A 25949-nucleotide genomic window follows, 5' to 3' on the forward strand; every position below is an offset into this window, starting at 1 on the left:
ATGGCTTACAAACCCAGCTTATCCCCTTGCCCCCAAACTGATAAATCTTAGAAAACAGCCTTGGCTATTGCCTTTATATTATCCGATTTACCCATTGAATAATAGTGGAGTACGGGTACCCCTGCATCCTTTAACTCCTTGGATTGCTGAATACACCATTCCACGCCTATTTGACGTACTTCTTTGTTATTCTTACAGGATTCCACAGCTTCTATCAGATCTTCTGGAATATCTACCCGGAATACTTGGGGCAATAGTTGCAAATGTCTTTTCACGGCAATGGGCTTAATTCCAGGGATTATGGGCACATCAATGCCAATTTTTCGGGCTTCGTCCACAAATTCAAAGAATTTTTGATTATCGAAAAACATTTGTGTTACCACATAATCAGCTCCCAATTCCACTTTCTGCTTCAGTCTTTTTAAATCCGATTTCAAGGAGGGTGCCTCCATATGCTTCTCTGGATATCCCGCCACTCCAATGCAGAAATCTGCGCAATTATCCGTTTCAATCACCTCATGTAGATAATTACCCTTGTTCAATTCTTGGATTTGCCCCACAAGGTCGGAAGCGTACTTATGCCCGCCAGAGGTCGGGGCAAAATACTTTTCCTCTTTCATGGCATCGCCCCTTAGCGCCATGACGTTATCTATACCCAAATAGTGACAGTCCACCAATAAATATTCAGTTTCCTCCCTGGTAAACCCACCACATAGCACATGAGGTACGGTATCCACATTGTATTTATGTGTTATAGATGCGCAAATTCCTAGGGTGCCGGGACGCATACGAGTGAGTTTCTTATCCAAAAGCCCATCACGGTCAATATAGACAAACTCCTCCCTTGAGGTGGTCACATCTATAAACGGTGGCTTAAATTCCATTAAGGGGTCTATATTATTATATAGCTCTTGAATGCTCCTGCCTTTTACTGGAGGAATAATCTCAAAACTAAAAAGGGTTTCTCCTTTAGCATTTTTTATGTGATCTGTTACTTTCATTCAATTTATGTTGCTGTAGGTTTATTGGTTATTGAAATAGAATCAATTCTCTATGATGTTAGGTGCCAGCCATTTTTCCGCCTCCTCCATTGGTATTCCTTTTCGTTCCGCAAAATCCGCTACTTGATCTAGTTTGATTTTTCCCAATCCAAAATACTTCGTTTCTGGATGTCCAAAATAATAGCCACTCACGCTGGCCGCCGGCCACATGGCCAAGCTGTCGGTCAGTTGAACTCCGATTTTTTCTTCCACTTTGAGTAATTCCCAAATGGTCAACTTTTCCAAATGGTCAGGACACGCCGGATAACCAGGAGCTGGACGTATCCCTTGATACTTTTCGTCAATAAGGTCATCATTGGACAATGTCTCCGCCTTGGCATAACCCCAATGTTTGGTCCGTACTTCCTTATGCAGATATTCCGCAAAGGCTTCTGCCAAACGGTCGGCCAGTGCCTTTACCATGATGGAGCCGTAATCGTCCAGGTTTTTTTCATATTCCTGTGCCAATTCTTGGGTACCAAATCCTGTGGTCACACAAAAGCAGCCCATATAATCCTGAATTCCCGTTGTCTTTGGAGCGATAAAATCCGCCAGAGCAATATTGGGAACGCCTTCCCGCTTTTTTAACTGTTGTCGTAGAGTGCGGAAAACATACTGGGTGCTTTTGCCTTCCCCATTCTGGATAGCAAGTGCAATATCATCCTCATTGACCTGATTGGCTGGAAACAATCCAAAAATCGCTTTGGCTTTCAGCAGCTTTTCATCCAAAATCTGATCCAACATCTTTTGGGCGTCTTGAAATAGTTCTTGAGCTTGTTCGCCAACAACATCATCCTGGAGAATGTTGGGGTACTTTCCGTGAAGGTCCCAACTTCGGAAGAAGGGGCTCCAGTCAATGAAATCTTTTAGTTTTTTTAAATCGAAATCCTCCCAAACTTGAATTCCCAAGGCTTTGGGTTTTGTGATATCTGAAGCCTTCCAATTGATTTGCAATTTGTTTTGGCGTGCTCCCTCCAAGGTCAAATACTCCTTTTGTTTGGTCCGATTCAAAAATCGATCCCTGAAGCTTTCATAATCCAGTTTGATGGATTTTTTATAACCTTCTGAGGTATCTTTTTGCAAGAGGTCACCCACCACTGTTACCGCCCTAGATGCATCATTTACATGCACTACGGATTGGCTATACACCGGGTCAATCTTTACAGCTGTATGAGCTTTACTGGTCGTTGCTCCCCCTATCAGCAAGGGTACGGTAAACTGTTGCCGTTCCATTTCCTTGGCCAAAAAAACCATCTCATCCAAGGAGGGTGTGATCAAACCACTTAAACCGATTACATCTACTTGTTCTTCCTTAGCCTTCTGAATTATGATTTCTGGGGGTACCATAACCCCTAAGTCCACAATTTCATAATTGTTGCAGGCCAAAACCACACTCACAATATTCTTTCCTATATCGTGGACATCGCCTTTGACTGTTGCCATCAAAATTTTTCCTGCTGCGGAGGTAGTAGCATCCTTAGAGTCTTCAATATAAGGTGTGAGATAGGCAACGGCTTTTTTCATCACCCTAGCCGATTTAACCACTTGCGGTAAAAACATTTTACCGCTTCCAAAGAGATCACCTACCACATTCATTCCGGTCATCAGATTGCCTTCAATAACCTCTAAAGGTCTTGATGCTTGTTGCCTTGCCTCCTCTATATCCTCCACAATAAATTGGTCTATTCCTTTGACCAAAGCACGCGTAATCCTGTTTTGAAGGGGTTCCTTGCGCCAGGATAAATCCACCTTGCTTTCTTTGGCCTTGCCAACTACCGTCTCTGCAAAATCCAAAAGGCGTTCGGTAGCATCATCCCGTCTGTCCAGAATTACATCCTCCACATGCTCCAGTAGGTCTTTGGGAATATCATCATAGACTTCCAGTAAGGCAGGATTTACAATCCCTATGTTCATACCTGCCTGGATGGCATGATACAAAAACACGGAATGCATGGCCTCCCGTACCGGATTATTTCCTCGAAATGAGAATGAAACGTTGCTCACACCTCCGCTTACACTGCAATGCGGTAAGTTTTGACGAACCCAGCGAGTTCCCTCAATAAAATCGATGGCATTTTTGCGGTGCTCATCCATTCCTGTGGCCACTGGGAAAATGTTCAAATCGAAAATAATGTCTTCTGGAGGAAAGTTAACCTGATTCACCAAAACCTCGTAAGAGCGTTTGGCAATCTCTATCCTGCGCTCATAGTTGTCTGCTTGTCCTACTTCATCGAAAGCCATCACAATGACCGCAGCGCCATATCTTTTAATCAAAGTGGCCTGTCTTATAAACTCATCTTCCCCTTCTTTTAAGCTGATGGAATTCACCACACATTTCCCTTGGACAACCTGCAATCCTGCTTCAATAATTTCCCATTTGGAACTATCGATCATGATAGGAACACGGGCTATATCAGGCTCCGAACCGATAAGGTTCAAAAAGTTGACCATGGCCTCCTTACCATCTATTAGGCCATCATCCATGTTAATGTCGATGATTTGGGCGCCGCCCTCTACCTGATGACGGGCCACATCCAAGGCTTCCTCAAATTTCCGCTCCTTGATCAAGCGCAGAAACTTTTTGGATCCGGCAACATTGGTCCGCTCCCCCACATTGACAAAGTTGCTTTCTGGGGTGATGATCAGTGGTTCCAGACCACTAAGTTTCAGGTATTTTGTGTTTTTATCTATCATTTAGCTATAATGCAATACTTCAGGAAAAGGTTCATAATACCGATGCAATAGATTTTTCCAGTCTTGATATTCATTTGATTTTCGAAATCCTTCCTCATGGTCCTCCAAGGTTTCCCATTGGACCAGTAAAATGTACTGGTCTGGCCGTTCGATACACTTTTTGAGTTCATGGCGAATGTAGCCTTTCATCGTTTCAATAATTAATGAAGCTTTTTTAAAACTCGCTTCAAACTCCGATGTACGGCCATTCTTTATGTTCAATATTGCCACCTCTAGTACCATATCACCTTAAATCATCACCTGGGACATACGCGGTTCGTATTCCTTAACTAAATCTGCAATGGCCCTGATATGGTCGGGAGTGGTTCCGCAACAGCCGCCAACTATATTCACCAAACTCTTTTCCAAATATTCCTTGATCTGTTCGGCCATTTGCTCGGGAGTTTCGTCATACTCCCCAAAGGCATTGGGTAATCCGGCATTAGGGTGTGCAGAAATTGCAAATTCCGATTTGGCGGAAACCACCTCCAAATGGGGAACTAGTTGATTCGCACCCAAAGCACAGTTGAATCCAACGGACAAAATGGGCAAATGGGAAATGGATATCAAAAATGCCTCGGCGGTTTGGCCAGATAATGTTCTACCGGAAGCATCCGTAATAGTACCACTAACCATGATGGGAACATGGATGTTCCGTTCTTCCTTCACCTCTTCAATTGCGAACAAGGCCGCCTTGGCGTTCAGGGTATCAAAAATGGTCTCTACCAACAGAATATCGGCTCCCCCATCCAACAAGGCTTCCACCTGCTGTTTATAGGCTATTCGCAACTCATCAAAAGAAATCGCCCTAAAACCAGGGTCATTTACATCGGGTGACATGCTGGCCGTTTTATTGGTAGGGCCTATACTTCCAGCTACAAACCTAGGTTTGTGCGGTTCCTTGGCCGTAAATTCATCTGCCACTTTTTTGGCAATTCTGGCCGACTCGTAATTAAGTTCATAAACCAATTCTTCCATGTGGTAATCTGCCATTCCAATGGTAGTTCCAGAAAAGGTGTTGGTTTCTACGATATCCGCACCCGCGTCAAAGTACTTGGCATGAACCTCGGCAATGGCCTTGGGTTGTGTCAGTGACAAAAGATCGTTATTCCCCACCAAAGGATGTTCCCAATTTTTGAAACGTTCCCCACGGAAATCTTCTTCGGTAAATTTATAACGCTGCAGCATGGTACCCATAGCACCATCCAATACTAGTATGCGTTTTTGTAAAATGTCTTCAATTGCTTCCATAACAACATAGTCCCGTAAAGGGATTTAGAGGTATCAAGAAAGTTGCGGAAACGACGTTGAGAAGTATTCTTTGCGTTATCCATCCCAGAACAATCAAATATTGACGTTTTGTGGGTAGAATGTAGCACCTTCTTAGATCCAAGAAATGGAATTCCTAAGGGTTGCTAAGGCTTCATCGGGTCTATTCCCTCCACCTTTCTTGATAACCAATTCAATTTTTTAATGAACTGAGGACAAAATAACCACGTTTTGTCCTCAAAAACAACAGAAATCTACATTTTGTTGGTCAATACCCTCCTAAGCGTTGCATAAGAGGGCGTTGACTAACTCAAAATAATCTAAAAAAAGCTCTAGACTATGCTTTGCACCACCTCTTTTTTGGCTTCTTTTTTGGAGCCGTCAAATCCTTGCACTCCGCCAACGGTGGTATATTTCATTACAAATCGTTTATCTGGATTGATAATTTGATACGCATACTGACACATTACAGCCGCTTCATGGAATCCGGATAAAATCAATTTCAACTTACCTTCATAGGTGTTTACGTCGCCAATAGCAAAAACACCCGGAATATTGGTCTGGTAATCCTTGGCATTGTTTACTTTGATGGCGTTCTTCTGAATTTCCAAGCCCCAGTTGCCGATGGGGCCCAATTTTGGTGACAAACCAAACAATGGAATAAAGTAGTCTGTTTCCACATAGGTCTGACCCTTGGCTTCATCATTATGTTTGATGACCACCGCTTTTAGCTCATTTTCTCCATGGATTTCCTTCACTTCCGCCTCTGTATACAATTGGATTTTTCCCAATTTGGCCAATTCAGAAGCTTTTTCAACAGAATCCAAGGCTCCTCTAAACTCATTTCTTCGGTGTACTAAGGCCACTTCCGAAGCTATGTCTGCCAAATAGATGGCCCAATCCAAGGCAGAATCACCTCCACCTGCGATCACTACTTTTTTATCCCGATATACTTCAGGGTCCTTGATCATATAGACCACACCTTTGTCCTCGTATTTCGCAATATTGGAAATTAAAGGTTTTCTGGGCTCAAAAGAGCCTAATCCACCAGCGATTACAACAACTGGAGCATGGTGTTGGGTTCCTTTGTTTGTGGTAACAATGAAGGAACCATCTTCTTGCTTCTCCAAGGTTTCGGCACGTTCTCCCAAAGTAAACCCTGGCTCAAAAGGCTTTATTTGCTCCATCAGCCTATCTACTAAATCTCCTGCCAAAATCTCTGGATAAGCAGGGATATCATAAATCGGTTTTTTGGGATAAATCTCTGAACATTGGCCCCCTGGTTGCGGAAGTGCGTCAATCAAATGGGTCTTAAGCTTTAAAAGTCCAGCCTCAAACACGGTAAATAAACCGGTTGGTCCAGCTCCAATAATAAGTATATCTGTCTTTATCATCTTATTCCTTTTTCTACTAACTCCAATTCTTTGTTTCTGTTTTCTTTTTGAATTTCCAATAATCGCTGTCGATGGTTCACCACCTCGCCAATAATTATAATGGCAGGATTGGATAACTGCTGCTCCTTTGCCTTGTACTCAATGGAAGCAACAGTTCCAATTCCTATTTTTTCGTTCTCTTTGGTTCCATTTTGAATAATGGCCACCGGAACTTCCGATTTTCCTTCTTTTTTGAACAACTCCACTATCTGCGACAACTTTGACATTCCCATCAAAATCAGAACCGTTGCGTTTGATTTCGCCGCCAATTCCACATCCTTGGAAAGTTGGTGTTCTTTGGTAGTACCTGTAATCACCCAGAAACTCTCGGTTGCCCCTCTCTTGGTGACCGGAATATTCTGTGATGCCGGGACGGAAACTGCGGATGAAATCCCTGGCACAACGGCTACTTCAACACCAAATTGGGCAGCGTATTCCATTTCCTCGGCACCGCGGCCAAAAACGAACGGATCCCCACCTTTAAGACGCACCACATGACCTTTGGTCTGTGCCCTTTGAACAATCAATTCATTGATTTGGTTCTGCTGGTAGGCATAGCATCCCTTTCGTTTTCCTACGAAAATCTTCTCTGCATTTGGCGCATATTCCAAGAGTTGGGCATCCACCAAGGCGTCATAAAGAACCACATCGGCAGCTTCCAAGGCTTTGATTCCCTTGAGCGTTATCAAATCCACATCCCCGGGACCTGCTCCAACTACTGTCAATTTTCCGTTATACATGTGCCAGTTCCAATTTTCTATAGGCTTCCAATTTTTCCAAAACTGATTTCGCATCAATCAGAAAACTCTCTGCAAATGCTTGGCTTGGTTTGTTCTTGTTCAACTGAAGTGCCAAATCCGAAAAACTTCCTGCAAGGCCAATTTTATCGGTTTCCACATAGAGTCTATCGAAATCCTTGATAATCCCTGAATGGGTATTCACTTTTACTTTTTCCGAAGTCAACAGGGCCTTGGCCGAGTTCACTATGGATTGATAGGAGTAATAAATACTTGCGGCCCATTTTTCCTCATTCAGCGCTTCTTGGGCACTGTCAATTTTTTCTTGACTTTCAAAGAACAGGGTAGCTACAAGATCCACGATGACCCCGGCACACTCCCCAATACCTATCTCCTTTTTATATTTTTCCTCGGTTCCCCAATCAATAAAGTCTTCTGGGGTAAGGTTTTCAATATCCGCCAAAGGTTTTAGGAAATCATAGAAATAATGTTCTCCTTTTTCCCAATAGTAATCAGCAAATGAGGCGCCGTTTCCGTTACTGTTGAAATCGTCCAAAATCAACCGCAATGCTTGAGGTCCCCTTTTACTTGGAACCTTAATCACTTTGTCCGCAAATCTGGCTTTTCCATTTCCAAAGTTTCCACCTCCCAATAACACTTGAAGTGCCGGCGCTACCAATTTGTCTTTGGTACGAATGGACATTCCTTGAAAACCTATATTGGCCATATTGTGTTGCCCACAGGCGTTCATACAACCGCTAATCTTGATGACCACATCAGGGTTGCTGATATACTGCGGATATTCTGCTTTGATTACCCGCTCCAATTCCTCAGCTATACCTGTGCTACTTGAAATTCCAAGATTACAGGTATCCGTACCAGGGCAAGCCGTGATGTCCAGGGCCTTATTATACCCAGCCTCTACGAATCCCAATTTTTCCAATTCGCTATAAAAGAATGGCACCAACGCTTCCTTCACATACGGAATTAATATATTTTGACGCAGTGAAAGTCGAATTTCCCCTGCCGCATAGTCTTGAACCAATCGAGCCAGTTTTCTGGCTTTATCGGTATAGAAATCACCCAATAACACTTTTATTCCAATGGCAACATAGCCCTTCTGTTTTTGCTGAACCAAGTTGGTGGATTTCCAATTATTGAAAGCTTCAGCATCCTCAATTTGCACTTGAGGTACCTCCACATTGGCCACTACAGGCCTTGGATAAGTTTCAAAGTCAATAGGGTAAGTTTGATGGGGGATAGCCAATTGCTCTTCCTCCAAAAGTGCCTTGAATCCATCAAGCCCAATGTCTTTCAGCAAGAATTTCAATCTAGCTTTGGCCCTACTCTTTCTTTCTCCATGCCGGTCAAAAATGCGGATAACTCCTTCCATGAGGGGAATGATTTTATCCGTAGGTAAGAAGCTATATAATTCATCAGCATGACGCGGTTGAGATCCAAGACCACCGGCCAACATCACCTTAAATCCTCTTTCCCCATTTTTGATTTTGGCTATAAAGCCCAAATCGTGCATGTATGACAGTCCGGTATCGGCATCACTGGCAGAGAAGGAAACTTTGAACTTACGTCCCATTTCCTGACCGATAGGATTTCTCAAAAAATATTGGAATACCGCATGGGCATAAGGGGAAACATCAAAAGGTTCATCGACATCTATTCCAGCGGTTTCACTGGCGGTAACGTTCCGAACTGTATTACCACAAGCTTCGCGCAGGGTAACGTCGTCCCGCTCCAATTCTGCCCATAGTTCAGGGGTACGTTCCAAGTCTACATAATGGATTTGTATATCCTGTCTCGTGGTAATGTGCAATCTCCCTCTGGAATATTCATCAGAAACATCACAAATACGAAGTAGTTGCTTGGAGGACACCTTGCCATAAGGCAACTTGATCCTAACCATCTGCACACCTTGCTGACGCTGCCCATAGACTCCACGAGCTAAACGGAGGCTTCTGAATTTTTCCTCGTCCACCTCGCCACCTTTGAACTGTCGAATTTTTCTTTCCAATTCGATGATGTCCTTTTCTACTACAGGATTTTCTATTTCTGTTCTAAAGCTTTGCATAATCGAATTATTGTAAATGAATTCCGCACTCCCTTGTTTCCAAGGCTTTTACAGGATCAAAATAGGTGCTGTTTTTTGGTAAATCGTAGGCTTCCAAATAGCTGTCCAGGTCATCATCTGTCCAATAGTAAAAGGGACTCACTTTCAAAACACCTTCTTTTGAATAGCTCAAAATATCTTTCTCACTTCTGAGTGCAGTCTGGCGAATCCGAATATTGGTGAACCAAATGTCGGGCTGGTGATCTTCCAACGCTCTGCGAAAAGGTTCAAGTTTTACGATTTCCGAAAACTCCAAATGTTCAGGTTGATCCGACGCAGGAAAACCCAATCGATGCTCTATAAATGCCCGTGTCTCCCTAGGCACATACGTATTTAGTTTGAGTTTGAACCGATCAGTCAATATGCCCGCATGTTCATATGTTTCGGGAAGATTGTATCCAGTATCACACCACACCACATCGATTTCGGGATCGATTCGTTGAAAAGTGCTCAACAAAACGGCAGAATACTTTCCAAAACTTGTCGTCACAATTCGCTTATTGGACAATCGCATCGCCCATTCAATAATTTCTTCAGGTGGTATGCCCCTAAACTGTTTGTTATAATATTCGGTGTCGATATTTAATTTCATATTACCCTATGGATTTAATAGGAATATCAAAGATAGTCCTTCAGACATAACAAATGGTTAAAAACTTTATAAATTTACATTTACCCTATAGTTTTTATAGATTTAATGAAAATCGAGGCTAATTTTTATGGATTTTCCACCTACATCCTATGTAAACAGCATATTTTTTGACCTCAAGAAAGTAAATAGATCAAGTTGGTGTTTCAAATTATTTCCAATGCAGCGTCCCTGACTTACGGCTTTAACCCGTGCATGGAACGCTTGTTAAATTAGAGTTTAGGTATGTAACCCGCACTCCCGGTTTTCCAACACTTTGGTGGGGTCAAAATACTTGTGTTCGTTGGGGAGTTTGTACTCTGCCAAATAGAAATCCAACTGGGTATCGCTCCAATAGTAAAACGGGCTTACTTTTAGCACACCGTCACTACTTAAACTTAACACATCCAACGAGTCTCTATGGGCAGTTTGTCCCTTTCTCAGGTTGGTGAACCAAACATCCGGTTTATGCTCTTTCATCGCCCTTCTAAATGGTTCGAGTTTCACTTGTTCGGTGAAAATAACATGCATGGGATCATCAATCTGCGGGATTCCCATAATGGCATCCCTATGGGCCGAGGTTTGCAGTGGGACATAATGCTTAATATTCAAACCCAAACGTGAAATCAGTTCTTCAGCATGTTTATAGGTCTGGGGAGTATTATAGCCCGTATCGCACCAAATAACAGGTATATCGGTGTTCACATCGGAAACCGCATGCAAAATAGTTACCTCATAAGGCCGAAAATTGGTGGTAACCACAGGATTTTTTCCATTCTTGATGGCCCAAGAAATTATTTCCTGAGGAGGAATACCTCTAAACTGCCTGTTTAAACTCTCAATGTCTTCTGTTGTGAATGCCATAACCAAATATTTTTATTTGCCCCAGGAAATTGTATTCCAAATTCTCTCATGAAAAAAGTACAACACCATTTTGGTGACCAACTCTACCAAACCAATTGAAAAAGCCAAGCTCAACGTTCCTGTAATAATCCATGAAATGATAATGGTATCAAGAGTTCCCACAATCCTCCAACTGATGGATTTAGCGATGCTGCGCTTAGGGCTTTCAGAATTTTTATCCTTTGCGAAGGAATCTTTTTGGCCTTCTTTGTTTAGTACTAACTGATCTGCTAACATTTGTTCTTCTAATTTCCTATGGACTTAATAGGTTAATCAAAAGTAGTACTCTTTTTTAATACTAATCGTTAATTCGAGTATAAAATTGCTATTACCCTATAGTTTTTATAGGTTTTGCCAAAATCCGCCTGATTTTTTAGGGATTTACCACTCTTTTGCCAAAGAATTAGTAGGATTTTAGTGCTAAGAAATTAAATCCGCCAAAGTGGTATTTCGGTATACTTCCAGGGCGCTGTCCCTGACCTGAATCATTAGTTTGTGGACAGAACACTTATTTTCATCGGGGCAATCATCACATTTCTCATAGAAATTGAGGCTTACACAAGGAACCATGGCAATAGGCCCTTCCAATACCCGGATAACAGAAGTCATCAGAATTTCTTTTGGTTCCCTAATCAAATAGTAACCTCCACCCTTTCCTTTTTTGGAACCCAAAAATCCGTTGCGTCGAAGTGTAAGAAGAATACTTTCCAGAAACTTTTGGGAAATGTTCTCATGTTTTGCGATTTCGGCTATTTGAACAGGTTCCTTGCAATCTATGGAAGCTAGATAAGTAAGTGCTTTTAGGCCATATTTTGTCTTCTTGGAGAGCATCCCACGAATATAAAGAATAAAAGCGCAATATATACATACTAACAAGCTTACCATGTCGTTTTAAAAAGAATTCCTTAAACCTCCAAAATGAATAAAATCTACACCTACTTAATAATGTTGCTCATACTATTGGTATCCTGTGAAACTAGCGAAGATGTTGAAACTGATTCGGCAAAAATAGCATCTCAACTATTGGGTTCTTGGGAACTGGTAGAAATCACCTCTGAAGATGGTAGAATTGGGTCAAACTTCGCCGGCGACCCAAATTACTTTGAAATCCTATATACAGGCGAAGCAAGCAATTTAGATGTAACCATGACCTTTTCTGAAGATCCCAACGCACTTGACATAACAGGGGAAGGATTTCAATATGAAAGAACGGTGACGCAAACGTCTGACCATTTGGAGACCGAAGGTGATAAAATTATTGATCAATGGACATTTGCCTATGATTTTCTATCTCCCGGTACAGGCTGGAAGGTAGAGGAACAAAAATATTTGTACGATGATACCCGGGGAAGTCTTTGGGTTGATTTTGGGGCGGAAATCCTCGAGCAAAATGAAACCACACTAGTACTTAAAATGGATTACAGGAAAGATTTTCCAAAGACAGGATGGAGATTGGGAACCGAAACTAATACCTTTTATGCGACTTTTGAAAAGCAATAAAACTAAGCATCGAGCGCCTGTTCTATGTCTTGAACAATATCGTCAATATGCTCCAGTCCAACCGAAACACGAACCATTCCATCTGAAATACCAACAGCCCTGCGCTCCTCTGTGGTCAGTTTACTATGCGTAGTGGACGCGGGATGGGTAACAATACTTCTAGAATCCCCAAGATTGGCAGATAGAGATAACATTTTTATCGAATCAAAGAATCTTTTGCCCGCTTTCAAACCTCCTTTTACCTCAAAAGCAACCACACACCCCCCTGCTTTCATTTGTTTTTTGGCAATTTCGTATTTGGCATGTGACTTTAGAAAAGGATATTTCACCCATTCAACTTTGGGATGATCTTCCAAAAAAGTGGCCAATGCCAAAGCATTGGAACAATGCCTATCTACCCGAAGCGCCAAGGTCTCAAGGCTTTTGGATAGTACCCAAGCGTTAAAAGGAGACAATGCAGGCCCTGTAATTCGGGCAAAACGGTAAATTTTATCCATGAGCTCATGACTCCCAACGGTAATACCTGCCAGTACCCTACCTTGACCATCCATTAATTTGGTTCCGGAATGAATAATCAAATCAGCACCGAATTTAATAGGTTGTTGCAAATAGGGCGTTGCGAAGCAATTGTCGATGATAAAAATCAGTCCATGTTTTTTGGCAATTTTCCCAAGCAGTTCCAAATCCAAGACATCAACACCGGGATTGGTTGGTGTTTCCGCATAAATAATCTTAGTCTTGGAGGTAATGAGACCTTCTACCGCATCTAGATCATTAACGTCAAAATAACTGGTGGAAATGTCCCACTTTGGAAAAAATTGGGTAAACAACGTATGGGTGGATCCAAAGACGCTCTTGCAAGACACAATATGATCTCCGCTTTCCAGCAAAGCCACAAAAGTGGAATACACGGCGGCCATACCTGATGCAAAAGCAAAACCAGCTTCCGCCCCTTCCATTTTACAAACCTTGTCGATGAACTCTGTGGAAGTGGGATTGGAATATCTAGAATAAATGTTTCTGTCTTTTTCTTCCGCAAAAGAAGCTCTCATATCCTCAGCATCCTCAAATACGAAACTTGATGTGAGGTACATTGGCGTGGAATGCTCCAAAAATTGTGATCGTTCTGTTTGCGTTCTTACCGCTTCCGTTTCGAATTTACGGGTATTATTATCTGATTCCTTTGTCATATTCTTCTATTCAGTGACTAAGCGTAGTTGAAAGCACACTATTCCTTCTCTTTAAAATATCTATAATGTGTTTCATTCTTGCATTCAGCTAAATTGGGAAGGGTTTCAAATGCTCCATTAATCAGAGCTTCTTTTTTAATCCTGGACCAACCTTGAATTTGTTTTTCACGTTTAAATGCAGTATCAATTCTCAAATATTCTTCAACGTATGCTAATTGTACTGGTAATCTTTTCTTAGTATGATTCGCTCCTCTTCCGTCTTTATGCTCATTAAGCCTTTTATCCAAATCTATAGTACTGCCCGTATAATAGCTTCCATCTGCACATTCCAATATATAAACATACCCCTTTATTATCTATTTCCATTGTGACTTCGACTTCGCTCAGCCACCAAAATCAAATTTTCAAGGTAGCTGAGCGTAGCCGAAGCTATATCTTTTCTGCTATTCTAAGTATGTCACCAAATACGCCTCTGGCCGTTACCGCTGAACCAGCACCAGCACCCTGAATCACTAAAGGATTCTCACCATAGGACTCCGTATAAATCTCTATAATTGAATCTGAACCACTCACCTGTCCCAAAGCACTTTCTTTGGGAACGGAAACCAGCTTTACGTCCAAAATGCCTTTGTCCTTTTGCAAGTCACCATGCAAATCCCCAATATATCTAAGCACATGCCCATCTTCTTGTTGTCCTTTAATGGATTCATAGATATTATCCATCTTTTCAATTTGGGAAATGAATGCATCAAAATTCAAGGGTCGTAGTTCCTCTGGAATAAGGTTTTCAACCGAGATATCTGAAAATTCATTTTGAAGATCCAACTCCCTTGCCAGTATCAATAATTTTCTTCCCACATCGTTGCCAGATAAATCTTCTCTGGGATCAGGTTCTGTAAATCCCTTGGCCATTGCCTCTTTCACTATGGATGAAAACGGAACTTTCTTTTCAGAAAAAGTATTAAAAATATAACTCAACGAGCCTGAAAAAACACCCTTGATTCTAGTGATATTCTCCCCGGAAAGATGGAGTAATTTAATGGTATCTATCAAAGGAAGTCCAGCCCCTACATTGGTTTCATAGAGGTATTGCTTTTGATTCTTTTCCAAGTTTCTTCGTACGGATTTATAGTAATCAAAACCTAGGGTGTTGGCAATTTTATTGGAGGATACCAAGTCAAAACCACCCTCAATCAATGCATCATAGTTGGAAACAAAGGTCTCGCTAGCTGTATTGTCTACAGCAATCAAGTTCTCCAAATGATGCTCCTTGGCATAATCTATAATGTCTTCGACCGTGTAAGGTTCACCTTTGGAATCCAAGTCCTCCCTCCATTGAGTTGAAATACCATTGCTGTTCAACCAAGCTTTTTTGGAATTGGAGACTGAAAAAATCCTTAAATCCAGACCTTTTCGGTTTTCTATGCTTTTTTGGGAATCCAAAATCTGGTCAATCAAGGTTGCGCCCACATTGCCGTGCCCAAAAATGGCAAGATTTACCTTTTTGGCTATACCAAAAATCTGCCCGTGAACCACATTGATGGCCTTGTGCAAGTCAGATTTGTTGACCACCAAGCTCACATTTTTACCGGTGACCGTATTGTTAAAAAGCAAGGGTACAACCTGATTCTTAACCAAAGCATTAAAAGGTTTATGGAAGGTGCTTAAATCCATTCCAACAATCGAGATTACAGAAACATCGTGAAGTACCGTAATCTCGTTCACATCCTGTGCGGAATAGTCGGTTTCAAACTCCTGATCCAGTACTTTTTTGGCCTTTTGGGCTTTTTTGGCATCAACCACCAATCCAATTCCTCTTTCTGAAGAACCTTGGGATATAATTCCAACATTAATATTGTTTTGTCCCAAGGTCTTAAATATTCGGGCATCAATCCCCACTTTTCCCAACAACCCTCTACCTGATAAGTTAACCAAGGCCACATCCTCCAAAACCGATAGGGATTTAATCCCGCCGTTATCCGTTTTTGGACCAATCAAGGTTCCATTACTTTCGGCATTGAAGGTGTTTTTTATTCGTAGAGGAATATTCTTTTCAATTAGGGGAATTATGGTCTTTGCATGCAGGATATTGGCGCCAAAATTGGCCAATTCATTGGCTTCCGCATACGAAATGGAATCAATCAGCTTGGCTTCGGAAACCAGGTCGGGGTTAGCGGTGAAAATTCCGTCGACATGGGTATAATTTACCAGAACCTGTGCATCCAAAAAGTTGGCCAAAAGTGCAGCGGAATAATTACTCCCATTCCGTCCCAAGGTGGTGGTCTCTCCTTTATTGGTGGACGCAATAAATCCAGTAGTAATGGCTACCGCCCCCGCTTCCAACTCCCTAAAACAACGTATCACATTTTCTTTGGAAACAGCTTCATCCACCTCGGCATTATTAAAGGTATCGTCCGTTTTGATTAGGGATCGCGAATCGATAAATTTAGCCTTTACGCCACGTTCCAAGAGCAAAGCTGTGACCACCTTCGCCGATATCAGTTCACCGTAAGCCAGTAGTTCATCTTTGGTTTTTAAACTATAGTCACCTGTAAGGGAAACCCCTTTTAACAATTTTTCTATGGTTTGGAATTCCTCTACCAAATCCACTTGTGGCAAGGCCGCTTTTTGGTAATCGGAAAACTCATCAAACGAAGTTGCAAAATCCTCTCCCCGGGCAGCCTTTTTGAGCAGGACCTCTAGTTGGTCCGTTGCCTTGCCCCTTGCGGACAGAACTACTCCAAAATGCTCTTTTTCTTGGGCTCGCTTAGTAATTATGGACAAAACACTTTCAAGTCCATCCCCATTGGCCAACGACTTACCTCCGAATTTTAGGATTTTGATACGCTCCTTAACGGTTTGCTCATGAAAAATTGGTTTTAACAGGTTTTCCAGCTGTTGGAACTCAATTAAAAAAGCATCATGCCCATGAAGTGATTGCACTTCACCATAGGTGACATTGGCGTTGGCCTGGGCCAAATGCCTAAAAGTTTCCTTATTTTCTTCGGCCGTAAAAAACAAATCCGAATTAACCCCAATAATATGAATCCTGGTTTCACTGCCCTGCAATTCTTGAAAGGCTTTATCACCATCCCTAGTTATGTCAATGGTTTTCAGGAGTTGGTTCATCAATTTGTAGGCCGAGAGTTGAAACCGCTCTTGAAGCTTCTTGCCATGGTGCATTAGCCAACTTTCCACATTGAACACCTGTAGTTCTTCGTTCGTACTTCGCTTGAACCGTTCCTTAAAAGATTCCGGAGTCCTATAGCACAGCATGGCGTGCATACGCGCATCGTGCACAGGTTGCTTGGAATTGATCAAAAATTGCTCCTGAATCTGACAGTTGGCAATCAACCAATCCGTGGATTTCCAATCCGATGCAACAGGAATTAGATGTTTGGTGATTTTTGGATTTAATGCTGCCATTTCCCAAGCAACCCCTCCCCCCAAAGATCCACCAATGATAGCAAAAAGTCGTTCCACATTAAGTTCCTCCAGACCTTGCAAAAAGATTTTGGCAATGTCCCCGGCCACAAAATCCTTATAGTTATCGATTACAAAACCATCAAATCCGTTTCCAGGTATATTGAAAGCCAATATGGTATAGGTTTCCGTGTCAATGCACTTGTCCTTCCCAATAATGTCGGACCACCAACCATTTTCTCCAGTAACATTGGAGTTACCAGTTAACGCATGATTGACCAAAACTATAGGTGCAGTATGCAGTTCCTGGCCAAAAACCTGGTAGGACAATTGCAAGTCCTGTGAAATTCCACCTAAGGTCTTGTATTCCTTTATGTCTAATTTATGGAGCATTCCCAGAAAATCAATTGAGTATTAAAGTTGTGTTCTTATAAGGTTGCGAAAGCACTTTCCAAATCAGCCTTCAAGTCTTCAAGGTTTTCCAAGCCTACTGACAACCGGATTAAATCCTTGGTTACCCCTGTGGATTCCTGTGCAGCCTCATCCAATTGTTGGTGCGTGGTACTAGCTGGGTGAATAATCAAGGACTTGGTGTCCCCAATATTGGCCAGAAGAGAGAAAATCTTGGTTTCATCAGCGATTTTTTTGGAGGATTCAAATCCGCCTTTAACCCCAAAGGTCAAAATACTGCTCTGCCCATTTGGCAAATACTCATCTGACAGCTTTTTATATTTACTGGACTCCAAACCGGGATAGTTGACCCAGGTAACTTCCTCCTTGGTCTCCAGCCATTGGGCAAGTGCCAGCGCATTTTCACTATGTTTTTTCATCCGGACTTCCAAGGTTTCAAGGCCCTGGATGATTTGGAATGCATTGAACGGGCTTAAACATGCTCCGTGATCGCGTAATCCCTCTATCCTAACCTTTGCGATAAAGGCAGCTGGCCCCAAAGCATCATGATAAACCAACCCGTGATAACCTGGAGAGGGTTCTGTAAATTCAGGAAATTTTCCGTTGGCCCAGTCAAACGTACCTGCATCGATTATGGCCCCACCTAAAGCGGTACCATTTCCATTGATGTATTTGGTCAGGGAGTGAATCACGATATTTGCTCCATGCTCAATCGGGTTCCATAAAGCTGGGGATGCCACCGTATTGTCCACTATAAAAGGCACCTTTGCTGCTTTGGCCTCCTTGGAAATGGCTTTTAAATCCAAGACATCCAGCTTTGGATTTCCCAATGACTCCACAAAAAAGGCCCGGGTGTTCTCCTGCACCGCCTTTCCAAAGTTGGCAGGATCGGACGGATCCACAAAGGTTGTGGTGATTCCCAACCTAGGAAGGGTAACGCTAAAAAGATTATAAGTACCTCCATATAAACTGTTGGAAGCCACAATATGGTCACCGGCCTTCAACAATACCAAAAGGGCGGTATTGATCGCTCCAGTTCCCGAAGAACAAACAACAGAAGCGATTCCTCCCTCCAACGTAGCCAAACGCTGCTCCAGAATATCATTGGTTGGATTGTTTATTCTTGTATAAATGTTTCCAAATTCCGCTAAGGAGAATAGATTGGCCGCATGATCCGAATTGTTGAACACATAGGCGGTGCTTTGGTAAATGGGAACTGCCCTAGTTCCGCCATTCGTGGTAACATCGTGCCCAGCATGAAGGGCATTGGTTGCAAAGTTTTGATCACTCATGATTTCCAGTTTTTTAAATTTTCGTTCAAATAATTAATTTAAAAAGCCAAACCCCTATAGGAAATGCACAGCCCATGGGTAAAATCAAAAAGTTATAAGAAAGAGAAATCGAAAATATTCGATTGTTGTTATCTATTCCTATCTCAATTATGGTTTTATCCGGTTTGAGGTCCTGAAACAATTTCAGGACAAGGATAGAATTTAGCACCTTCTTGGACTAGGGCCAAGGGTTGCTAAGGCTTCATAGGGTCTATTCCCTCCACCTTTCTTGATAACTATTCAATACGTGTTTGAACTTACAGGACAAAGATAAGGGTAGATTATTTTAATATCCTAATCTTTTTTAAAATTTCAGAAATCAATATCGACTAAAACTACCTAAAGGCACTTGCAAAACTGTATTGAAGCTGAAAATCAGGTAGTTCCTTTCATTTTCTTTGCCTGTCCAAGGAAAACAAACAAGAGATACGACACTTTCTTCGAAAGAATTTTGCATTGAAAATAATGGAAACCCATTTCGAAACCTCGCCATTCAGCTTTAGCTGAATGAGTACCCATCGAGGATTTCTCAATCTATTCTCGAAGAAAGAAAAGGTATCTCTTGGTTATCTTAAAACAGAAAACTCAATCTGGGAATCAGTAAAAACCGTATGCGTTTGAGTTTTAAAATCGCTTTCCTCTGCCTTAAAGATATTGTCCACATAGGTTTGCGGATTTAAATCGATGAGCGGAAACCAAGTACTTTGTACCTGAACTTGAAGCTTATGCCCTTTTTTGATGGTATGAAATACATCCTGCAATTTGATGTTCACCTCCGTTTTTTGATTAGGCACAAACGGCTCTGGCTTGGAGAAACTGTTTCGGAACCTGCCCCGTAACACCTCACTCCTAACCATTAAATGGTAGTTGGCCAATTTTAGATGATCCTGCATTTCTTCATTGGTCTCCACATTCATGGGATGCACATCAATCACCTTTACTATCCAATCTGCGGCGGTTCCCGTTGTGGCCACTTTCAATTGGGCCATGATATCCCCAGCTAAGGTGAGGTCTTCTTCCAAAACTTCGGTTTCAAACACCAACACGTCGGACCTTCTGGCCGCAAAACGTTGGTCATCCGTCATATATTTTCTTGGCGTGAAAACCGATTTTATATCCTCTGAATAAGGAACCGGTTTCTTAACATCACTAACAAATTTGAGAGGAACTGTACTTTCAGCCCCTTGGGTTAATTCTTGGTCTTCCGAAAGAAAAAATGTTTGTTTTTCAGCTTCTTTGGGCGGCCAAGCATCCAATGTACCCCACTCTTTTTTCCCAGAATCGAACACATAGGCTTCTGGCAGGCCACTATTTTGACCTCCTTCTCCCTTTAGGAAGTGATTGAAAAATTTGGTCTCTATGTTCTTCTGATAAAACAGGGATATAGAATCCCCGAAATAGTAATTCCCTACTGAATTTCTGGCTTTTTTTCTAGCCCAACCCCCATGGTCCCATGGTCCAAATACCATGGTGTTGTAGTTTCCAGTATTGTGTTTTTCAATGTTTTTATAGGTTTCCAATGGCCCATAAAGGTCTTCAGCATCAAACCATCCTCCCACGATCATGGTGGCCACATGGGATTTTACATTTTTCAAATGTTGGATAATGCCCCTGCTTTGCCAGAGTTCGTCATAGTTTGGATGTTCCTTCAGCTCATTCCAGAAATAATCATCGGTTACCCCATCGGGTCTCAAGGTTGGAGTATCCACCGTTTCATACTCAAAAAAGGAATTTAGGTTTTTGAGTGGGCCATTGTCCAAAAAGAACTGGTACTGGTCTTCCGTCTGAATATCAGGTAAAACATACCAGGCGGTGTCAATGGGTTGGTCATTATTGGGTCTTGGCGTACCGAAAAGGGAAGTTGCCCTAAAGTAACTCAGCAAATAAGCTCCATTATGGTGAAAATCGTCAAAAAAGAAATCCCCGATACAGGCTTGGGGTGAGGCCGCTTTTAGCGCTGGATGTGCATCCACGGTGGCATAGGTAGCGTAAAATCCGGGATACGAAATCCCCCAAACACCCACTTTTCCATTGTTATGTTCCAGATTGTTCACCAACCATTCAATGGTGTCATAGGTATCCGAGCTTTCGTCCACTTGTTCATTGGAAGTCTTGTTGGGTATGTAGGCCCGCATATTTTCATAATGCCCTTCGCTCAACCATCTCCCACGGACATCTTGGTAAACTATGATGTTGCCCTCTTTCATCAAATGTTCATTGGGACCAATTTGTGTCCGATAGTTTCCTGCTCCATAAGGTCTGGAACTGTAAGGTGTTCGCTGCATCAAGATGGGATATTCTTTTGAAGTATCCTTTGGAGTGTATATAGTAGTGTGCAATTTTACCCCGTCCCGCATTTCAATATCCACCTCTTGCTTGGTATAATTCTCTTGAACAAAATTGACCTCGGTCGCCGTTTCAGTTTTGACTGTTTTTTTACAGCTTGAAAGAGTCAAGAATAGACCAATAATCGCTACCAAGGTTCGGATGGAAAATCTCATGTGAAAAATTTTAGTTGCTAAAGCTACTAAAGTTCATAGGAGTATGCCAATAAAAAAGGGAACCAAAAGGCTCCCTTTTCCTGTCTATGATGAACACGGGGGATTTTAAATTCCAAATTCTCTTTTTACCTCATCCTGCATGTTCAATTTCTCCCAAGTAAAAAGTTCCACTTCCTTTTCTACACGCCCATTGTATGGGGATTCAAACACCTTGGTCAAAGTCTGGGGTTGTTTGCCCATATGGCCGTAGGCTGCCGTTTCCAAATAAATGGGGTTTCGTAATTTAAGTCGGTCTTCAATGGCTGAAGGCCGCATGTCGAATAATTTGGCTGTTTTTTCCGCTATTTCCCCATCTGAAAAATTAACGTTGGAAGTGCCGTAGGTATCCACAAAAATGGAGGTAGGTTCCACCACTCCAATGGCATAGCTCACCTGTACTAAAATCTCATCGGCCACTCCTGCTGCCACCAAATTTTTGGCTGCATGTCTGGCAGCATAGGCGGCACTGCGATCCACCTTACTTGGGTCTTTACCGCTAAAAGCTCCACCACCGTGAGCGCCTTTACCACCATAAGTGTCCACAATAATCTTCCGCCCTGTAAGTCCGGCATCTCCATGAGGGCCCCCAATCACAAATTTTCCTGTTGGATTGATATGGTATTTAATGTGATCGTTGAACAAGGCCTGGATATTGGTAGGCAATAACTCCTTTACCTTGGGAATCAAAATAGCTATGATATCCTCTTTAATTTTATCCAACATCTTTTGATCAGAGTCAAACTCATCATGTTGGGTGGAAACTACAATGGTATCTATCCGTTGCGGAATGTTCTCATCCGAATATTCTATGGTTACCTGTGCCTTGGCATCAGGGCGTAAGTACCCAATTTGAGATTCCTCACGTCTTAACTCCGCCAAAACCTGAAGGATTTTATGGGAAATATCCAGCGCCAAAGGCATATAATTATCGGTTTCCTTGGTGGCATAACCAAACATCATTCCTTGATCTCCTGCACCCTGTTCTTCCTTGCTCCCCCTGTCCACACCTTGATTGATGTCTTGGGACTGTTCATGAATCAGCGAAATCACCCCGCAGGAATCTCCGCTGAATTGATATTCCCCTTTGGTGTATCCAATTTTGTTAATTACCTCACGGGCAATGTTTTGTACGTCCAAATAGGTATTGCTCTTTACCTCACCTGCCAATACCACTTGACCGGTTGTTACCAAAGTTTCGCAGGCTACTTTGCTTTCGGGGTCAAAGGCCAGAAAGTTATCCAATAGGGCATCACTGATTTGGTCCGCAATTTTATCTGGGTGTCCTTCACTTACCGATTCTGAAGTAAACAAATATGCCATAGTCCTTTTTTAGTTGGATAGGATTTGACGGAAAAGCACAAAGGAGTTTACAAATCTCTTGAGAGAAGCCCGAATCCCGTCCGGGTAAACTGCTTTAGCATTTTTTGCTGCTGAATTCGAATCAGTTTATGAGGTTGCAATCAGTCAAATCTATCCTCATCATGATGCGCAAAAATACACCTTTGACAGAAATTTATAAAACTTTATTCTACAGATCTTTTAAACCCATTTCCACCTGTTTTTTTTCGTCAACTGGATATACTTTGTATATTGCGCTTAGGGTTTCCCCATAGTATAAACACCAATCTAAAACACTACTACCCCATGCATATTGCTGTAGCCGGAAACATTGGCGCTGGAAAGACTACACTAACCAATTTACTAGCAAAACATTATAAATGGGAGGCTCATTTTGAGGACGTGGTAGATAATCCGTATCTGGATGACTTTTATACACAGATGGAGCGGTGGAGTTTTAATCTTCAAATTTACTTCCTGAACAGCCGTTATAGACAGATCCTAAAAATTAGGGAAAGTGGCAAAAACGTGATCCAAGATCGTACCATATATGAAGATGCGCATATTTTTGCACCCAACCTGCATGCCATGGGATTGATGACCAACAGGGATTTTGAGAACTATTCCAGCCTGTTTGAACTCATGGAAAGTTTGGTACAACCCCCAGATCTCCTTATTTATTTAAGGAGTTCCATTCCCAATTTGGTAAACCAAATCCATAAAAGGGGTCGGGATTATGAAAACAGCATTTCCATTGATTATCTGAGTCGATTGAACGAACGGTATGAGGCCTGGGTAAACACCTACGAAAAAGGCAAATTACTGGTTTTTGATGTGGACAACATCAACTTTGTTGATGAACCTGAGGATTTGGGCAAGGTTATCAACCGTATTGATGCCGAACTGCACGGGTTGTTCTGATGATCCACTCTCCGAACATTTCTAGACCATACCAACCACCAACCCATTTCCGGTATTGCCGGATTATAAAAACAAAACCATGAGAAGCATTATTCCCATTCTGCTTGCCATTTTAGCGGCCTCTTGTACCCAAAAGGAAGCCAAAGAGGAATATGCCATCATTTCAGGCAAACTATCCAATTCCGATATTGGGTCGGTCAGATTGATTTCAATTAATGGTGATTTCAACAAGGAAATTCCTGTGAACAAAGAGGGACAATTTTTGGACACCCTGTTTTTAACGGCCGAGATGCCCCACAGATTGACCGACGGCGTCAACCACATTGTACTATATCTTGAAAAAGGTTATTCTGCACATCTCAACTACGACCCAAAAGATTTTGGCAATTCAATTCGATTTGAAGGCAGTGGAGCCGATCTCAACCGTTACTATCTCCAAAAACAGGATAAAAACCGCGAAATAGAAGGAATGGATTTTGAAACTTTTTATGGTCTTGAAGAACCTGCTTTCATCAAAAAAGTTGAAGAATTGAACCTAGCTATCAATGGTTTGCTAGATTCAACCGTTAACATTCCAGAATATGTTCGTGAAAAAGAGAAAAGGGCCATTGATCATTACAGTATAATTCAACTTGCGCAGTATAAAGATTTTGCCCATGCAGATGTTACGGCAAATCCAAATTTCAAGGTTTCAGAGAGCTTTGAGGATAAAAGGTCCAGCATGTCTTTTTTGAACAAGGAGGATTTTGACTATTCCGTCATGTACAATTCCCTGGTACAACTCCATTTTAAAGAGCAAATAAAGCAGCGTGCTCAAAAAGACAGTTTGGTGGATCCCAATGAGGTCTTTTTTCAAGTGGTTGGGGAAATTCCGGTAGAAAACATCAAAAATGCAGTTCTTTATAGAACGGTCTGGGGCAGCATTCCTTATATCAAAAATGTGGATTCCTACTATGAAAAGTTTATGTCCCTTTCCACCAATGAGACCCATAAAAAGGAAATCACAGATGCGTACAACCGAATCAAAAAAATAAAGCCAGGTGCCAATTCCCCAACTTTTGAAGCTTATGAAAACCATGCTGGCGGGCATTCATCATTGGAAGACTTTCAAGGCAAGTACGTGTACATTGATGTTTGGGCGTCCTGGTGCGCTCCCTGTATCAAGGAGGTTCCGGACTTAAAGGAAGCGGAAAAGAAATACCGAGGTAAAAACATTGAATTTCTAAGCATCTCCATTGACACTGACCGAAGTTATGATGATTGGAAAACAATGGTGGTTGACAAAGCGTTGGTAGGAGTTCAATTAATAGCGGACAAGGCTTGGGATTCAGAATTTGTAAAAGATTACCAAATCAAGGGTATTCCTCGCTATATTTTGGTTGACCCGGAAGGGAAGATTGTGAATGCCATGGCACCAAGCCCTTCTTCTGATGAACTGGAGGCTACTCTCAAAGAACTAGATCTATAAGTATACCCCCACTCCCTCAACAAAAGGGTGCATTCCCTCATTCTTGGTTTTTTAAACTTGATTTTCAAGCTAGCTTGGTTCTAGAATTATTTCTATGTCTAACAAGAAGCAATTTACATGTACTGGTTCTCGACTGCGCTCGAACTGACAGGATGAATTGCTTGTCAAAAATTTGAAAATTATGGAACCCAAAAAGAATCAAGAATTGGATTTGAAACGAAATAGTCTGCTCTATTTTAGCATTGGACTGGCCGCAGTGCTCTTACTGGCTTATGTGGCCTTGGAGTGGAAATCATTCCACAAAACACCCTATGAGGACATAGCCCATCTAAAATTGGAGGATGACCTCAGGGAAAATGCTCCTATAACCATTCAAAAGCTCCCACCTCCTCCCCCACCTAAAATTCATACACCACCGGTTATTGAAATAATAGATGATGATGATGACAAAACAGAAACCTTTATTGAGTCAATAGAGCCAAATCACACAACGGAAGTTGCCAGTATAGGTGAAATTGAGGTTGCCAAAGAAGAAGAACCTGAAATTGTTCCCTGGAAAACGGTGGAAGAAGCCCCAATGTTCCCTGGTTGTGAAAATGCGACTGACCACAGAGTGTGTTTTCAAGAAATGATACAGAAGCATATCCGTAAAAATTTCCGCTATCCAAAATCAGCCCAAGAAATGGGACTACAGGGTCGAGTTAATGTAGTTTTCACCATTCAAAAAGATGGAAGTATTGGTGATGTTAGAATGCGCGGACCTCATAAAATATTAGAAACAGAGGCTTCAAGAATCATCTCCAAACTTCCCAAAATGAGTCCTGGAAAGCAAAGGGGAACGCCAGTTAAGGTTCCTTTTTCCATTCCCATTACTTTTAGATTGAATTAGCCCAATCGAGATTGAAGGGAATAAAAAACCACGCCTTTGGCGTGGTTTTTTATGTTATGTAATCAAAGGG

General features: G+C 41.9%; 21 protein-coding genes and 2 riboswitches. Of the genes, 4 read left to right on the plus strand and 17 right to left on the minus strand.

Annotated elements, in window-relative coordinates:
• Positions 1-47 precede the first annotated feature (47 nt).
• The 11 genes from metF to FGG15_RS17250 form a co-directional block, all read right to left on the minus strand.
• The gene (gene metF / locus FGG15_RS17200) at positions 48-1001 is read right to left on the minus strand and encodes a methylenetetrahydrofolate reductase [NAD(P)H] (protein WP_138838632.1); all 954 of its coding nucleotides are present in this window, start codon (positions 999-1001) and stop codon (positions 48-50) included.
• Positions 1002-1043: 42 nt separating this feature from the next.
• On the minus strand, positions 1044-3734 hold the full coding sequence (gene metH, locus FGG15_RS17205) for a methionine synthase (protein WP_138838634.1): 2691 nt from the start codon (positions 3732-3734) through the stop codon (positions 1044-1046).
• Positions 3735-4016, minus strand: a complete 282-nt coding sequence (locus tag FGG15_RS17210; protein WP_138838636.1) for an antibiotic biosynthesis monooxygenase family protein — start codon at positions 4014-4016, stop codon at positions 3735-3737.
• Positions 4017-4022: 6 nt separating this feature from the next.
• Entirely contained in the window at positions 4023-5024 is a 1002-nt protein-coding gene (locus FGG15_RS17215; RefSeq protein WP_138838638.1) for a homocysteine S-methyltransferase family protein, read from the minus strand.
• Positions 5025-5096: 72 nt separating this feature from the next.
• Positions 5097-5233: riboswitch (SAM riboswitch) on the minus strand.
• 141 nt (positions 5234-5374) lie between these two features.
• Entirely contained in the window at positions 5375-6436 is a 1062-nt protein-coding gene (locus FGG15_RS17220) for an NAD(P)/FAD-dependent oxidoreductase (RefSeq protein ID WP_138838640.1), read from the minus strand.
• Positions 6433-7215 (minus strand): uroporphyrinogen-III C-methyltransferase, encoded by a 783-nt coding sequence (cobA, locus tag FGG15_RS17225; protein ID WP_202619585.1) that lies wholly within the window; start codon positions 7213-7215, stop codon positions 6433-6435. The genes FGG15_RS17220 and cobA overlap by 4 nt, the downstream gene beginning before the upstream one ends.
• The gene (locus tag FGG15_RS17230) at positions 7208-9298 is read right to left on the minus strand and encodes a HEPN domain-containing protein (RefSeq protein ID WP_138838642.1); all 2091 of its coding nucleotides are present in this window, start codon (positions 9296-9298) and stop codon (positions 7208-7210) included. Before FGG15_RS17230 ends, cobA begins: the two co-directional genes overlap by 8 nt.
• Positions 9299-9305: 7 nt before the next feature.
• The gene (locus FGG15_RS17235) at positions 9306-9929 is read right to left on the minus strand and encodes a phosphoadenosine phosphosulfate reductase domain-containing protein (protein ID WP_138838644.1); all 624 of its coding nucleotides are present in this window, start codon (positions 9927-9929) and stop codon (positions 9306-9308) included.
• Positions 9930-10205: 276 nt separating this feature from the next.
• The gene (locus FGG15_RS17240; RefSeq protein WP_138838646.1) at positions 10206-10829 is read right to left on the minus strand and encodes a phosphoadenosine phosphosulfate reductase domain-containing protein; all 624 of its coding nucleotides are present in this window, start codon (positions 10827-10829) and stop codon (positions 10206-10208) included.
• A gap of 12 nt (positions 10830-10841) precedes the next feature.
• The gene (locus FGG15_RS17245; RefSeq protein WP_138838648.1) at positions 10842-11105 is read right to left on the minus strand and encodes a DUF2061 domain-containing protein; all 264 of its coding nucleotides are present in this window, start codon (positions 11103-11105) and stop codon (positions 10842-10844) included.
• A 183-nt stretch (positions 11106-11288) separates the two neighbouring features.
• Positions 11289-11699 carry an RrF2 family transcriptional regulator gene (locus tag FGG15_RS17250; protein ID WP_138838649.1) on the minus strand — a complete coding sequence of 137 codons (411 nt, stop codon included), beginning with the start codon at positions 11697-11699 and terminating at the stop codon, positions 11289-11291.
• A gap of 87 nt (positions 11700-11786) precedes the next feature.
• On the opposite strand from FGG15_RS17250, the gene FGG15_RS17255 reads away from it, so the two are divergent.
• Complete coding sequence (locus FGG15_RS17255; RefSeq protein WP_138838651.1) at positions 11787-12368, plus strand: hypothetical protein; 582 nt, start codon at positions 11787-11789, stop codon at positions 12366-12368.
• A 2-nt stretch (positions 12369-12370) separates the two neighbouring features.
• On the opposite strand, the gene FGG15_RS17260 is transcribed toward FGG15_RS17255, so the two are convergent.
• The 6 genes from FGG15_RS17260 to metK all read right to left on the minus strand — a co-directional run bounded on the left by FGG15_RS17260 (position 12371) and on the right by metK (position 22583).
• A complete protein-coding gene (locus tag FGG15_RS17260; RefSeq protein ID WP_138838653.1) occupies positions 12371-13558 on the minus strand; it encodes a trans-sulfuration enzyme family protein in 1188 nt (395 codons plus the stop codon).
• Between the two features lie 38 nt (positions 13559-13596).
• Positions 13597-13914 (minus strand): GIY-YIG nuclease family protein, encoded by a 318-nt coding sequence (locus FGG15_RS17265; RefSeq protein ID WP_202619589.1) that lies wholly within the window; start codon positions 13912-13914, stop codon positions 13597-13599.
• Positions 13915-13987: 73 nt separating this feature from the next.
• Complete coding sequence (gene thrA / locus FGG15_RS17270; RefSeq protein ID WP_138838657.1) at positions 13988-17374, minus strand: bifunctional aspartate kinase/homoserine dehydrogenase I; 3387 nt, start codon at positions 17372-17374, stop codon at positions 13988-13990.
• Positions 17375-17409: 35 nt separating this feature from the next.
• Entirely contained in the window at positions 17410-18684 is a 1275-nt protein-coding gene (locus tag FGG15_RS17275) for an O-acetylhomoserine aminocarboxypropyltransferase/cysteine synthase family protein (RefSeq protein WP_138838659.1), read from the minus strand.
• Positions 18685-18828: 144 nt separating this feature from the next.
• Positions 18829-18962, minus strand: a riboswitch (SAM riboswitch).
• Between the two features lie 327 nt (positions 18963-19289).
• Positions 19290-21224 (minus strand): CocE/NonD family hydrolase, encoded by a 1935-nt coding sequence (locus FGG15_RS17280; RefSeq protein WP_138838661.1) that lies wholly within the window; start codon positions 21222-21224, stop codon positions 19290-19292.
• Positions 21225-21329: 105 nt separating this feature from the next.
• Entirely contained in the window at positions 21330-22583 is a 1254-nt protein-coding gene (gene metK, locus FGG15_RS17285) for a methionine adenosyltransferase (RefSeq protein ID WP_138838663.1), read from the minus strand.
• A gap of 324 nt (positions 22584-22907) precedes the next feature.
• Here metK and FGG15_RS17290 point away from each other — a divergent pair, with 324 nt between their 5' ends.
• From FGG15_RS17290 to FGG15_RS17300, 3 genes are all read left to right on the plus strand, one after another.
• Positions 22908-23522, plus strand: a complete 615-nt coding sequence (locus tag FGG15_RS17290) for a deoxynucleoside kinase (RefSeq protein WP_138838665.1) — start codon at positions 22908-22910, stop codon at positions 23520-23522.
• A 79-nt stretch (positions 23523-23601) separates the two neighbouring features.
• A complete protein-coding gene (locus FGG15_RS17295; RefSeq protein WP_138838667.1) occupies positions 23602-24990 on the plus strand; it encodes a TlpA family protein disulfide reductase in 1389 nt (462 codons plus the stop codon).
• Between the two features lie 181 nt (positions 24991-25171).
• Positions 25172-25879, plus strand: a complete 708-nt coding sequence (locus FGG15_RS17300; protein WP_138838669.1) for an energy transducer TonB — start codon at positions 25172-25174, stop codon at positions 25877-25879.
• Positions 25880-25949 lie beyond the last annotated feature (70 nt).

The sequence above is a fragment of the Flagellimonas algicola genome, assembly GCF_005937185.1.
GTDB classification, from domain to species: Bacteria; Bacteroidota; Bacteroidia; order Flavobacteriales; family Flavobacteriaceae; genus Flagellimonas; species Flagellimonas algicola.